The organism is Actinoplanes aureus, assembly GCF_015704865.1.
Lineage (GTDB): Bacteria > Actinomycetota > Actinomycetes > Mycobacteriales > Micromonosporaceae > Actinoplanes > Actinoplanes aureus.
This window is the reverse complement of the sequence record NZ_JADQTO010000035.1, coordinates 43,891-56,433: the sequence shown is the minus strand read 5'-3', so window position 1 is coordinate 56,433 and position 12,543 is coordinate 43,891. Positions and strand designations below refer to the sequence as shown.

The window sequence follows — 12,543 nt, the reverse complement described above, 5'->3', positions numbered from 1 at the left end:
GCGACCGGCTACCTTCGTGAACTCGCGCTGAGCGATTGCAGCCCGTTGACCTGCCGCAGCTACGCCTTCGGCTTGCTGCGATGGTTCCGGCTGTTGTGGGCTCTGCAGATGGGCTGGCAACAGGCGACCGAGGCCGAGGTCGCGGTGCTGGTGGGCTGGCTTCGCTCTGCCAAGAATCCGCAGCGGCAGCGGTCGGATCCGGAGGCGCCGCCCGCCGGATCCGTGAATCCGAAGACAGGCAAGTCGGCTTTGCAGGCAGGCTACGCGCCGTCGACGATCAACCACGCGCTGTCGGTGGTCAGCGGGTTCTACCAGTTCCACGCTTGTCACGGTCGTGGTCCGGTGCGCAATCCAGTCCCGGTGTCAGCGGAACGGCGACGAGCGATGGCACACCGCAGCCCGTTGGAGGCACCGGCGAAGTTCGGGCGGGCGCGGCTGCGGCAGCGGGTTCCCGCCCCGCTTCCCCGCTCGATCCCGGACCGGTTGTGGGACGAGCTGTTCGCGGCGCTGGGCTGCGACCGTGATCGGGCGCTGCTCGAGTTCTTCGTCTCCAGCGGAGCGCGAGCCGCTGAGCTTCTGGGACTGGTGCTGGAAGACCTTGACTGGGCCGACCAACGGATCTGGGTGATCTCGAAAGGCACCCGAGCGCGGCAGCTGGTGCCGGCTTCACCACAGGCGTTCCTCTACCTGGCGCGATACTTCGATGAGGCGGGTACGCCGGCGGCCGGTGGCCGGATCTGGCGTACCCGCCGAGGCGGGGATCGGCCGCTGGCCTATTGGGCGCTGCGGCGGATCTTGCAGCGGGTCAACGCCCAGTTGGGCACCAACTGGACGTTGCACGATCTGCGGCACACCGCGGCGACCCGGATGGTCAACGGCGGCCGACTGACGCTGCCGGAGGTGCAGGTGATCCTGCGGCACGCCGACATCCGGGTGACCGGCCGCTACCTGACCGCGCGGGTGGAGGATCTCGTCGACAAACTCGCCGAGCATTACAACCGGCCGCGGCCGGTAATGACGTACGCGCCGGGCTACGACCCGGCCGACATCGCGGCGGTGTTCGGTGGCTAAGTCGGCGACCACGACTACGGGTCTGACCCGCCGGCATCACCGGCACGGTCCGGTGCTGGAGGAGCTCGGTTTCGCGAGCCGGTTCGTGCAGGGGCGTATCCCAGCGCAGCCGGCAACGGCAGCGACGGCACCGCGTCCCTTCGGCGATCTGGCCACGGCGTCGGTCGACCGGCTCAGGGAGGTCACCGCAGCGGCATGGGACGGGCCGGCGAGCGACTGCGCGCATCGCCGGACTCAGGTGACGGCGGCGCTGCAATACCTGCAGACGTTCCCCGGCATCACGTGGCAACAGCGGTGGGACGCGAGCCCGCTAGCCGCCGGCACAGTCGCGGCGAGCAGTGTGATCTCTAGCATCGAGCCGAGCCAGACGATCAGTCCCGGAATCAAGATGCTCTTCTGCCTACGGGTCATCCAGCCGTCGCTGATGGCGTTTCGGCGCAACAAGTTCCGCGACTATCCGGGCCAGTTCATCACCGCGCAGAAGGACGCTCTGCTGGAGAAGTACGCCGGACAGGTCGACGAGCACGATGCCCGGTGGGTCCATCGACGCAAAGCCTTGTTCGACGTGTGCTGCCTGCTCACCGTGCAAGGCGTCGCGCTCGCCGACGTCACCCCAGGTGCGCTGCTGCACTACACGCACCAGACCCGGCAGGTCCGCACGGTGCTGCGCGACGGCAAGAAGGACGCGAACCAGTTCGCGGGTATCGGCGTGTGGAACGTGCTGCACCGGATGGGGCACTTCGCGGCCAGCACACCTGCCACGATGCGGGCCGCGATGCTGCGCGGTCAGCTCAGCACCGCCGAACTCGTCGACCGATACCCGATCGTCCATCAGGGCGTGCGGCAGCTGCTGATCGACTACATCACCCGCCGCCGCGCCGAGACCGACTACGCCACGATCAACAACCTGGCCCGGTCGCTGACGCACCACTTCTGGGAGAAGATCGAACACCTCAGCCCCCGTCAGGCCGACCTGCGCATCGATCCGCAGACCTACGAGGTGTGGCGTGAGCAGCTACGCACCCGCGACGACGGGCAGCCGCGGGGCAATGTCGACGAGATCCTCATCGCGGTCCGCAGCTTCTACCTCGACCTGCACACCTGGGCCGCCGAAGAGCCGGAACGGTGGGCGCTGTGGGTCGCCCCGTGTCCGGTCGCGCAGACCGAGTTTCGTGGCGGCGGCCAGCGCCGCCGCCGTATCGAGGAGCGCTCCGCCGACCGCACTCGCGTGCGGCAGCCGCTGCTACCGGTGCTCGTGGCCCACATCGAGCAGCGGCACCAGCACGCCAAAGCCCTGCTGGAACAGGCGACAGCGACGCCTGAAGACGGTGTCTTCACCGTGGCCGGCCAGACCTACCGGCGCTACCTGTCGTCCGCCGACCGCAAACGCGCCCGGCACGAGCAACGGCCGGTGCGGGTAGTCGATGAGGCCACCGGCAAGGTCATCCACGTCAGTGCGCTGGAAGAAGCCACTTTCTGGGAGTGGGCGATCGTCGAGACGCTGCGGCACTCCGGCGTGCGAATCGAAGAGCTCACCGAGCTGTCGCACCTGAGTATCCGCCAGTACCAGCGGGCCAACGGCGAGGTCATCGCGCTGCTGGTGATCGCGCCGTCGAAGATGGACCGCGAACGTGTCATCCCGATGTCGGCCGAGCTGTTCCACGTGATCGCTCAGGTGGTGCGGCGGCTCACCCGCGACGGCCAGCCGATCGCCCGGCTGAGCCGGTTCGACGCCCACGACAAGCTGTGGAGCACTCCGTTGCCGTACTTGTTTCAGCGGCGGCGCGGCACGAGCATCCACGTCACCACCCCGGCCACGGTCGGTCTGATGCTGCGCCGGCTGTGTGAGGCCATCGCCGAGTACCATCCGGCGTTTCGCGGGCTGCACATCACCCCGCACGACTTCCGCCGGATCTTCGCCACCGAACTGGTCAACAGCGGGCTACCGATCCACATCGGCGCCGCTTTACTGGGTCACCTGAACATCCAGACCACCCGTGGCTACGTCGCCGTGTTCGACGACGACGTGGTGCGTCACTACCAGCAGTATCTGCAGCAGCGGCGCACCTTCCGGCCCAGCGAGGAGTACCGGGACGCCACCGCGACGGAGTGGGACGAGTTTCAGGAGCACTTCGACAAACGTCGCGTCGAGCTGGGTTCCTGCGCCCGCCCGTATGGCACCCCGTGCCAGCACGAACATGCCTGCATCCGCTGCCCGATGCTCAACGTCAATCCGAAGATGCTGGGCCGGCTCGCCGAGCTGGAGGAAGACCTGATCGCCCGGCGCGCACGAGCAGAGGCCGAAGGCTGGCTCGGCGAGATCGAGGGCATCGACCTCACCCTTCGGTTCCTCGCCGACAAACAGCAGCAAGCCACACGCCTGCAAGGGCTTGCCAGCGCCGTAGGCCTCGGTATGCCAGGCTCCCGACCGCCCGCCTGAAGCAGGACATCACGACAGCCGCCGAGGGGGTCATAAATCCTTTTCGCGGCGTTCGAGGGCACGTTCACGGACGTCAGCCAACTCCTCACGGATGTCCTCCCACCGCTGGTGTTCACTGGCGCGGTGCTGCCGCTCGTCGACAAGCCGGTCACGCTCCTGCGCGAGCCGGTCCCGGTCGTCAGCTTGCTCCTCACGTTCATCGGCGCGCCGATCACGTTCATCGGCGCGCCGATCACGCTCCTCACGAGCGTCGGCCATCGGGACAGGTGAGTCTTCGTCCACCGGCTCATCGACTCTGGGCGCCGGTGGCGGACCGTCAGGGTAGGGCGTCATGTCGCCGGGCGCGTTGACACCGAGCAGCACGGCTGCGTCGTCGATGATGTGTAGCAGCCAGACGATATGCGGCAGCGGGTCGCACGCTTTCACCTCGACACCGCGGTCCGCGCCCAGCTGATGGGCACGTAGTAGCAGCCGTACCCCAGCGACGTCGACGAACCAGAGTTCGGCCATCTGCACGTCTAGGTGTTTGGTGTCGCCGCCCATCGCGGTGTCCAACAGCTGCGCCAAGGGCGCCTCATTGCTCATGTCCAGTTCACCGGTCAGAATGACCGTGGTTCGGTTCCCCTCGCCGTGCACCGTCACATAGAGACGGCTTCCGTTATCGGAGAACAACGTCATGTCGGCGCCCCCGCCCGGATGGCGAGGGCGGCCCACACGACCTTGCCGCGCCGGCATGGTAAGGCACCCCACGCAGTAGCTGCAGCAGTCACTGCCCTCAACCCCCATCCTTGCTGCAGCTCGGAAGGACGCCAACGGCCCGGGCTGAGGTCGAGCAGCCGTGGAAGCTCCCGGCTGCCGTCCTGCACGGCGAGATGCAACATATCGCCGCGCACCGAAACCCACATCTCCGGATCGGTGCCGGTGTGCGAGACCGCGTTGGCCACCAGCTCCGACACGATCAGCCGAGCCGGATACGTCAGGTGCGCCGCGCCCAGAGCCAGACAGGCGTCACCAACCATGGTGCGGGCCAGCGCGCTCGCAGCCGGCTGCGCCAGCAGAGCCATGTGCCGCCGCCGGAACGTACCGTCCGGGCCCCGCACCGCTGCCCGTGCCGTCTCGACACTGTCGGCTAGTCCGATCGCTTGATCACCGCCCCTACTCGACAAACGTTGCCGCACCGCCGTCGGTACCGCGCACAGGACCACCGACACCGGCGGATCAGCCTCCGCGGCATATCGGGCCGCGGTGCGCCATGTCGACCCCGACTCACCGGCCGGGTCCTGCAACTGCGTCAGGTCGACCAACACCAAGAAAGGAGCCTCGGCCACGCAGGCCCGCAACACCCACGACGCCTCCTCACGAAGGAGGCCATCCCAACGGCCCTGCACCACGACCTGCGTCACCGCCCCGCCAGGGTCATTGACGCAGTCCACCTGCGGACTACCGGCCACGATAAACGGACTATTCATGGAAAACCAGATCTTCCGTGTACGACAGAGAAGGCGGTCGCTTCATCGCCGAGTCTTCTCTCCTCGACACCGTGACGCCAGAGCGTCACCGTCTGTCGCACACCCGGTCCGGCAAATGCCAGGCGCAGGCGCAAGCCAAGTCTCGCTTCCGCGCCCGACAGCCCGAACCGATCTTGAACTCGGCGAGCTTACCCATGGGCGCTTCAACCAGGTACTGAGACGCAACCGTCCAACCACCGCGCACGCAGAAACCAAGGACCTGGATGAGCCGCGACTAAACCCTGACCGGTAACTACACAAAGACGGCACCCAGACCGAACCGCAATATCCCCACCAACCCAAGCGCCGCGCACCCAGAGGGTGCGCGGCGCTTGCACGTTCACAGGAAGGCTCGTCCTTGACAGCAAGTCAGACGACACATCTACCAAAGCCAAACGACACGCTCTGTGTCATCACTTCCCTCTCAACCCAAGTGCAGATAAGCACCAGCGAGTACAAAATTCGTCCCATTAAGACTGAGGTGCGGCGGCGGCTCGGCTATCCGCACCCCGGGCGGGTGCCAGCCGGCGTGTACGCGCAGATGGCGATCGGCATCTCGGTCGATGAAGTTCATCGGGCCCGCGACGCCGACGTCGGCTACATGCGCAACGTCTTCCCGCTGCTCGATCTCGGATGGCGGCGCGGCGACTGCTCAAGATTCTTGGCCGAGCACGGGCTGGCCGACACGCCGAGATCGGCGTGCCTCGGTTGCCCGTTCCACACCGATCTTGAGTGGGTTCGGTTGCGGGACGAGGACCCGGCGGGATGGGCGGACGCGGTCGCGTTCGACGCCGCGATCCGGCACGGGTCGGCGCGGGCGAACGCCGACGGGCATCCGCTGCGCGGGCAGTTCTTCCTGCACCGGCAGCGGGTGCCGCTCGACGAGGTGGTGCTACGCCCTCGTGCCGGCGACCAGCAGGAGACGCCGGGGTGCGGACCGTGGAGCTGCCCGCACCCGGCCGAGCCGGTGGCGAAGGACACCTCGGATTTCGCGGTCGCGCGGTGCGGGGACGTGGTCGGGTTGCGGGAGGTGGCGTGATTGAGCCGTCCGCAGCCCGACCCGCCCAGCTCCGGATCGGGTCACTTTGTACCGGGTTCGGCGGCCTCGACCTCGCCGTCGAAGCGGTCCTCGGCGGCCGCCTCTGCTGGTACGCGGAAACCGACTCGCACGCGAGCAAAAGTCCTCGCCGAGCGGTGGCCGGGCGTCGTCAACCTCGGCGACATCCGCGCCGTCGACTGGACCAAGGTCGAGCCGGTCGACATCGTCACCGCCGGGTTCCCCTGCCAGGACATCAGCAACGCGGGTAAACGCGCCGGCATCACCGGCCGTAACTCCAGCGTCTGGACAGCGGTCGCCGACGCCGTTCGCGTCGCCGCACGCCCCTGTTGGCGCTGCGCGAGGGGCGATCGGCGCACACGTTGCCCGAGCGTGTAGCCCCTTTGCCGCTATGAGGCAGGCAGCGCACACAAAGCGGGTTTGTGTGCGCTGGCCACCCCCTTCGGGCATCACCGGCGCCAGCGATATGGATTATTTGCCCGGATCGCTGTCAACTCAGAGCCGTTACCGAATCTGGATCGGCGTCGGGGGCACGAAGCCGTTCTGCACGCCACCGTCACCCTCGACATATCCGGATGCGCTCCATTTCGCCGGTCCGCGCCGGAAGCCGGGCTCGCTGACGGCGGTGACCTCGACGGTGTACCGGTGGGCGGCGCCGTCGCAGGCGGCCGGCTCTAGGTAGCCGTACCCGTTGACCGTGACGCCGCCACGGGTCTGGCTGACGGTGAAGTCAATGACGCCGCGATCCGGCACGCCGCCGCTGAACGGGCCGCATCGGTAGGTGCCGGTCAGGGTCACGCCCGCGCCACCCGCCTGGCGTGCCGCCGAACGGGCGGTGACCGTCAGGCCCGCAACCGCGGTCGCGGCGCTCGCCGGGGCAAGCAGCACAGTGGACGAAGTCAGGACAGAGACGGCGAGAACGGTCAGGGTCCTACGCATGGCTACCTCCAGCCACGGGCGCAACGCCGTGCGCCACGACAGGCGGAGCCTATGCGGCAACCACCGCCCCGTCTGTCAGTCAGCCGACCCGCCGGGTGAAGCCCGGGGCGACATCAGCGGCGTCAAACTCGGCCCGTCCCAGCGGGCCTGAGGTTGACAGGCCGGGTCGGGTCACCGTTTCCGAGATGCGGCGACCCGACCCGATCAGTCCCGACGGATCACAGCGCAGGCGGCGCCGGGGCGGTCGAAGCGCCAGACGTGGGTCCGGTCGAAGGAGTTGATCGGAGCGGAGTAGACCCGATATCCGCCGCCCGAGTACTGGTTCTTGTCGGAAGCGCTCAGATCCTGGCTGTTGAAGAGGTTACGGAACACGAAGGTATTGCCGCCAGGACGAGTCCGGGGCCAGCCTCCGCGCGGCCGGGTGGCGGATCGTCGCCTCCCGACCACCGCGGCCCGGCTGGTCCCGGCCCAGCCGGCTCCGCCACGACCACGGCACTAGAACACACGGCCCGCCATCGCTGGCAGGCACCACCGTGATCAGCAGGCCCACCGAAAGCCCGAAGGAAGGGAGGAAGGTGTCCTGATCTACGTGGCCACGGCCGAGGAGGGTCCGTGTCCATAGATGCTGTTACGCGTCCCGGCCAGTGACGCGAACGCCGAAGGGCCGCCCGGCACACTGGTGCGGGCGAGCCCTTCCTCGCTACTACTGGGCCGTTTACACCCCGATCGGCTCCGCTTCGATCACCTGGATCACCGGCGATGACTCGCTGTCGATCGTGAGGTGGTTGCGGGCGTCGCTCAGCTCCGACCGGACCTGTCGCAGCAGATCGCGGGCCCGGCGCATCGCCGTCCCACCCGCTGCGGAGAAGTCCCCCACGTACAGATCGAAGTGGCCGCCGAGGCGGTGCAGCACCTCCGTGGTCTGCTCCATCGCGGCCACAGCGTCCAACGCCGGATAGCTCGCGTTGATCTCCACCGCCCGTAGCGTGAACCGGGCCGTGGCGACGAGCCGGGTCAACGCCTCGGGCACCACGCGCTCATCCTCCGGATCGATCGTGACCACGTCCGTCGGTGCTGCCACGTCCACCGGCTCGGCGGCGACCGCGCTTGGCGGATCGGCGCTCACAGCATCCATGTTCTACCCCTAACAAGTGGTGCGGCGGCGTGCGCGATACGCGCGCCGGCACCGGGTCCGAACCGGTGCCACACCATGAACCGCGACACCGCGACACAGATCAAGTGCACCGCCGCCGCACCCTGATCAGGCAATTTCCCCGGCACACACACCGGCTCACCGGACGCACCGATCAGGGGGATCGCGGTGAACGGGTGCCGCGGCAATCGCCGACCGTCGGTTTCGTTTCCTTCCGTCCGCCGGGCGGGTGCCCCTTCGCACGGGGTGCCCGCCCGGCTCTCTCGTTCTCCGAAAGGCATGCCATGACCGGGACCCCCGCGTCCTCCCTGCACCACCGTCGCTTCGCGACCCTTATACGCCCCAGCGCCGACCACGCCTCGATCGCTGCCGGCACGGTCCGGGCGGAGATCCGCGCTCTCGTCCGCCGTGGTGCCCTCAACCGCCGCGACGGCGCCGGCCTACCAGCCCGGCTCGGCCTGCAGGTCCTGCCGTACCGGTGGGCCGTCGCCGTCAGCGTGCCGGTCACCGCCCTCAACGACCGGTACGCCGTCCACGCCGGCATCGGGCAGCTCATCGCCGCGCTCGGCCGCCTCCGAACCGGCTGCCTCACCTTTCCCACCGCGATCACGGCACCCGCCGACGACCCCGCCCAGCGCTCGCTGCAGTCGGTGACCTCCCGACGTGTCGAAGCATGCCGGGGAAACCGAGCAGCATGAACTCGGTCCCCACCACCGACGACGCTCCCGGTGCCGCGCTGACGGCCGCCGGCTGGACACCGGCACGAATCCGCGCGCTCGGCCCGGTCACCGACGTGCCCACCGCCGCGGCGATCTTCGGCATCGGCCGGTCCGCGGCCTACGAACTCGTCCAACGCGGCGCCTTCCCGGTCCCCGTACTCCGTATCGGAGCCCGCTACCGGGTGCCCGTCGCGGCGATTCTCACCGCCTTGCACCTGCCCGTCGAAACCGTCGACGAGCAACGTCGCCCGACGACTTGATCAACAACGGCAATCGAGCGTGGATCAACCCATGTAATCCGCAGCCTCGGATCGGTCGAGGCCGCTCCCCCACCTGCCTGCACACTGGAGGAACCACACCATGGCGGAAGGCTCCGTCTTCAAGACCTGCGGCTGCAAGGACGAGACCGGCAAACGACTCAGCAGCCGATGCCCGAAGCTGCGCCGCACCAGCGGTGCCTGGCACCCTAGCCACGGCCGCTGGGCCTACCAGATCGAACTGCCCAAGACCGCCGACGGCAAGCGGCGCCCGATGCGCCGCTACCGATTCGAAAGCCGCGACGCCGCCGCGACCGAACGCGACAACGTGCTCGGCCTACTCGCTCTCGCCGGCGACAACGCCGATCTCGCGACCGAGATCGGCGACCTGCTTCACGCCCTCAAACCCGCCCACCCGCTGCCCGACCGCAACATGATCGCCCGGCGGGTCAAAGCCGGCATCCCCGCGACCACCGCGGTCCTGCTCGGCGACTACCTCTGCGAATGGCTCACCGGCCGACGCGTCGCGTCGAGCACATACCTGTCCTACGGCAGCCATATCCGCAACCATCTCGAGCCCCACCTCGGCCATATCCCGGTCGAGAAACTGCGGGTCGGGCACGTCAGCGCCATGTTCGCCGCGATCACCGACCGCAACATCGCGATCGAGACCGCCCGTGACAGCGATAACCCAGCCGTCCGCGCCAGCGTCAAGGGGCAGCGCACCACCGGTCCCGCCAGCATGCAGCGGATCCGCGCCACTCTGCGCAAAGCGCTCAACGACGCGATCCGCGTGCACCGGCTCATCGAGTTCAACCCTGCCGCCCACGTCGAACTGGCCTCGGGCAAACGCCCTAAGGCCCGGGTGTGGACGGCGGCGGCCGTCAAGCATTGGAAGGCCACCGGACTGCGGCCGAGCCCGGTGATGGTGTGGACTCCGGAGCAGGCCGGACGGTTCCTCGACTACGCCGAAGACCACGACCTCGTGCTTTATCCGATGTACGCACTCATGCTCTACCGAGGGCTACGCCGCGGTGAAGCCATCGGCATCCGCGACCTCGACCTCGACCTCGAGACCGGCACCGCTGTCATCAGCCAGCAAATCACCACCGTCGGCTACCAGCCGGTCACCAAAAAGGTTAAGTCCGAAGCCGGCGACCGCACGATCACCCTCGACCAGACCACCACCGCGATCACTCGCAGCCACCTCGCCCGGCGCGCACGCTGGCAACTGGTCAGCGGGCCCGCGTGGCCCCGCACCGGCCTGGTCTACGTCCAGCCCAACGGAAGGCCCTGGCACCCCGACACCGTCACCAAACGCTTCGACGACCTCATCGAGAAATCCGGCCTCCCACCGATCCGGCTACACGACCTGCGACACTGCGCCGCGACCTTCCTCAAGGCCTCCGGCTCCGACCTGCAAGACATCAAAGAGATGCTCGGCCACTCCACCATCACCATCACCTCGGACACCTACACCTCGGTGATTCAAGAACTGGAAACCGAACGCTCAAAGGCCGAGGCCGCGGCCGCACTGATACCCCGAATGAACCGCGAAGCGGGCTGAACCGACGTCCGGTCGCTCCACAAAGCGCCCAACCGGCGCGCAAAAAACGGCGGAAGTTAACCCAGATTCTAATGTTTTCCCAGTTCACAGCGGTGGGCCGCCCGGGATTCGAACCCGGAACCTAAGGATTAAAAGTCCTCAGCTCTGCCATTGAGCTAGCGGCCCGCAGCAGACAGCGTACCGGTGGACGATGGAGGAACCCATCGGTATACCCATGCCGGCGCGTTGTTGCAGGTCAAGGGCCTGTAGCGTGGCGATTCGCGTGCTTTCCCTGGGGGCCTTGGCGCCCAATTCGCCTGCACGGAGAGGCGCGGAATCGTCAGGTTCAGCGGCCTGTGGAGCGACTGTGGAGCGACCCAGGGGGACCACGTGTGATTTTCTGGCAGCGAGGGTTCGGCTGTGCTGACCTGGGCGATGGTCCTGCCGCGCAGGCAGTCCGTCGATCGAGGTGGCATGGGGGTCAACCGCGACGGATGTCGCTCGGGGGAGAACCTCACGGCTTGGACCGGCTGCTTGTCGAACCGGCCTGACCAGGATCTAAGCTGCGCCGATGATCAACAAATCGGCGCGGCGGGCGGCCGGGGTCGCCGTGGTGCTGGCAGCCACCGCCGCAGTGCTGCCGGTCCGGGGGTACGAACCCGCGGACCGGGACGCCGATCTGTTCGCCCAGTGCCTGACCGATCCGGCGGTATTCTGCTCGGTCTCCTACGGCACGGGCGAGGCAGTGCCCGCCCCGATAGGGGTGGCACATCCTCCCACCCTGCTGGCCACCAACGGCGTGCCGGGCTGCGCGAGCGGCCCGGCCCGCCCGGTCGTCGACACCACCGGCCCAGCTTTGTCGATCATTTTCCCCGCGGACCGGCCGGCGCCGCCCGAGGTCACCTTCGAGTGGCAGCACCTGGACGGGTCAGAGGATCCGATCATGGGCTCCCGGGAGGCGAGCGCCGACCGGACCTTCGCCCTGGAGGCGCAGGAGATCGGCCTGGGCGCCGGACTCGGCCCGGGCGAGTCCTACCGCTGGCGGGTGCACACCACGCCGTGGGATGCGGACGTGACCGAGTGGACGCAGTGGTGCGAGTTCACCGTCGCCGCCGGGCTGGTGGACCTGCGCGAGGCGACCGATCTGGCCGCGGTCCAGGAGTTGGGCGTCGTTCCCGCTCGCCGATATCCGGTCAGGCTGTCGGTCCGGCAGTGGCGGCTGGTGACCGAGGTGCTCGACGGCGGGGACGACGGCGCCGACCACGACTTCGACGGCTCCCAGCAGGAGATCCGCGACCGTCTGCGCCGGATCAGTGCCAGCCTGCGGCAGCAGACCAGCGGAGGCCGAACGACTGTCACGCTGACCGGCGACGAATGGGCGTCGACCGCTGAGGCGGTCGCCGGCATGGCCGTCTCCTGGGACATGATGTACGAGGAGGAGCCGGAGGTCGGCTCGGACGGCACCGCCTACTGGACGGTGGTCGACCGGATCTCCGCCGACCTCGGCGGCCCGGCCCATCCAGGCTTAGGCGCGGAACGCTGAGTGGCGTCTGCATGATCACCTTGCGTCCCTCCCGACGGGTCGGCGGCTGCCGGAAAACCTGGTAGCTGCGCCCCCCTCACCGAGTTGGCCGGTTGGTGGACTGCGATCGACCGAGGCGTTCCTGCAGGTACGTGCCGACCTGGCACTGGGTGCGATCGGGGTCAAAGTGCAGCTTGGGAGTGTGCCGCACTCGGCTCTCGCTCCGCTGACGACTCTGTGGCCTGGTTCGCGTCACCGCTTGCCACGGCGAGCGGCCGGACGCATTCCGTTGTCGACCCATGCTGAGGCGCCTCCGGCGACGCTCCAGCGG

At 68.3% G+C, this 12,543-nt stretch carries 13 protein-coding genes and 1 tRNA gene; 8 read left to right on the top strand and 6 right to left on the bottom strand.

The annotated features are described in order from the left end of the window. Positions 1–72: 72 nt before the first annotated feature. Both I4J89_RS42960 and I4J89_RS42955 read left to right on the top strand, forming a co-directional pair. The gene (locus tag I4J89_RS42960) at positions 73–1,071 is read left to right on the top strand and encodes a tyrosine-type recombinase/integrase (protein WP_230860571.1); all 999 of its coding nucleotides are present in this window, start codon (positions 73–75) and stop codon (positions 1,069–1,071) included. Further along, on the top strand, positions 1,064–3,511 hold the full coding sequence (locus I4J89_RS42955) for a tyrosine-type recombinase/integrase (protein WP_309238729.1): 2,448 nt from the start codon (positions 1,064–1,066) through the stop codon (positions 3,509–3,511). Before I4J89_RS42960 ends, I4J89_RS42955 begins: the two co-directional genes overlap by 8 nt. A gap of 30 nt (positions 3,512–3,541) precedes the next feature. Here I4J89_RS42955 and I4J89_RS42950 read toward each other — a convergent pair whose 3' ends face one another. After that, positions 3,542–4,189 carry an STAS domain-containing protein gene (locus I4J89_RS42950; RefSeq protein WP_196419980.1) on the bottom strand — a complete coding sequence of 216 codons (648 nt, stop codon included), beginning with the start codon at positions 4,187–4,189 and terminating at the stop codon, positions 3,542–3,544. Beyond that, positions 4,186–4,980, bottom strand: a complete 795-nt coding sequence (locus tag I4J89_RS42945; protein ID WP_196419979.1) for an ATP-binding protein — start codon at positions 4,978–4,980, stop codon at positions 4,186–4,188. Before I4J89_RS42945 ends, I4J89_RS42950 begins: the two co-directional genes overlap by 4 nt. Positions 4,981–5,536: 556 nt before the next feature. On the opposite strand from I4J89_RS42945, the gene I4J89_RS42940 reads away from it, so the two are divergent. Together I4J89_RS42940 and I4J89_RS51810 are read left to right on the top strand one after the other, a co-directional pair. Next, positions 5,537–6,058 (top strand): hypothetical protein, encoded by a 522-nt coding sequence (locus I4J89_RS42940; RefSeq protein ID WP_230860570.1) that lies wholly within the window; start codon positions 5,537–5,539, stop codon positions 6,056–6,058. Between the two features lie 183 nt (positions 6,059–6,241). Next, positions 6,242–6,454 (top strand): DNA cytosine methyltransferase, encoded by a 213-nt coding sequence (locus I4J89_RS51810; RefSeq protein WP_309238730.1) that lies wholly within the window; start codon positions 6,242–6,244, stop codon positions 6,452–6,454. Between the two features lie 126 nt (positions 6,455–6,580). Here the strand turns inward: I4J89_RS51810 and I4J89_RS42930 are convergent, their stop codons facing one another. From I4J89_RS42930 to I4J89_RS42920, 3 genes are all read right to left on the bottom strand, one after another. Further along, a complete protein-coding gene (locus I4J89_RS42930; protein WP_196419978.1) occupies positions 6,581–7,015 on the bottom strand; it encodes a hypothetical protein in 435 nt (144 codons plus the stop codon). A 204-nt stretch (positions 7,016–7,219) separates the two neighbouring features. Then, positions 7,220–7,387, bottom strand: a complete 168-nt coding sequence (locus tag I4J89_RS42925; RefSeq protein ID WP_196419977.1) for a hypothetical protein — start codon at positions 7,385–7,387, stop codon at positions 7,220–7,222. A 343-nt stretch (positions 7,388–7,730) separates the two neighbouring features. Beyond that, positions 7,731–8,150: a hypothetical protein gene (locus I4J89_RS42920; protein WP_196419976.1), complete on the bottom strand. Its 420-nt coding sequence runs from the start codon at positions 8,148–8,150 to the stop codon at positions 7,731–7,733. Between the two features lie 302 nt (positions 8,151–8,452). Here I4J89_RS42920 and I4J89_RS42915 point away from each other — a divergent pair, with 302 nt between their 5' ends. From I4J89_RS42915 to I4J89_RS42905, 3 genes are all read left to right on the top strand, one after another. Further along, positions 8,453–8,866 carry a hypothetical protein gene (locus I4J89_RS42915; protein ID WP_196419975.1) on the top strand — a complete coding sequence of 138 codons (414 nt, stop codon included), beginning with the start codon at positions 8,453–8,455 and terminating at the stop codon, positions 8,864–8,866. After that, entirely contained in the window at positions 8,863–9,147 is a 285-nt protein-coding gene (locus tag I4J89_RS42910; protein ID WP_196419974.1) for a helix-turn-helix transcriptional regulator, read from the top strand. Before I4J89_RS42915 ends, I4J89_RS42910 begins: the two co-directional genes overlap by 4 nt. A 100-nt stretch (positions 9,148–9,247) precedes the next feature. Then, complete coding sequence (locus tag I4J89_RS42905) at positions 9,248–10,711, top strand: site-specific integrase (RefSeq protein ID WP_196419973.1); 1,464 nt, start codon at positions 9,248–9,250, stop codon at positions 10,709–10,711. A 93-nt stretch (positions 10,712–10,804) separates the two neighbouring features. Here the strand turns inward: I4J89_RS42905 and I4J89_RS42900 are convergent. After that, positions 10,805–10,876, bottom strand: a tRNA-Lys gene (locus I4J89_RS42900). 385 nt (positions 10,877–11,261) lie between these two features. Here I4J89_RS42900 and I4J89_RS42895 point away from each other — a divergent pair. Then, on the top strand, positions 11,262–12,233 hold the full coding sequence (locus I4J89_RS42895) for a hypothetical protein (RefSeq protein ID WP_196419972.1): 972 nt from the start codon (positions 11,262–11,264) through the stop codon (positions 12,231–12,233). The last annotated feature ends 310 nt before the right edge of the window (positions 12,234–12,543 follow it).

What these genes read in the sequence shown, in the direction of transcription:
- I4J89_RS42950 (WP_196419980.1), bottom strand. Translation starts at nt 4,189, where the DNA reads ATGACGTTGTTCTCCGATAACGGAAGCCGTCTCTATGTGACGGTGCAC.
- I4J89_RS42945 (WP_196419979.1), bottom strand. Translation starts at nt 4,980, where the DNA reads ATGAATAGTCCGTTTATCGTGGCCGGTAGTCCGCAGGTGGACTGCGTC.
- I4J89_RS42930 (WP_196419978.1), bottom strand. Translation starts at nt 7,015, where the DNA reads ATGCGTAGGACCCTGACCGTTCTCGCCGTCTCTGTCCTGACTTCGTCC.
- I4J89_RS42920 (WP_196419976.1), bottom strand. Translation starts at nt 8,150, where the DNA reads ATGGATGCTGTGAGCGCCGATCCGCCAAGCGCGGTCGCCGCCGAGCCG.
- I4J89_RS42915 (WP_196419975.1), top strand. Translation starts at nt 8,453, where the DNA reads ATGACCGGGACCCCCGCGTCCTCCCTGCACCACCGTCGCTTCGCGACC.
- I4J89_RS42910 (WP_196419974.1), top strand. Translation starts at nt 8,863, where the DNA reads ATGAACTCGGTCCCCACCACCGACGACGCTCCCGGTGCCGCGCTGACG.
- I4J89_RS42905 (WP_196419973.1), top strand. Translation starts at nt 9,248, where the DNA reads ATGGCGGAAGGCTCCGTCTTCAAGACCTGCGGCTGCAAGGACGAGACC.
- I4J89_RS42895 (WP_196419972.1), top strand. Translation starts at nt 11,262, where the DNA reads ATGATCAACAAATCGGCGCGGCGGGCGGCCGGGGTCGCCGTGGTGCTG.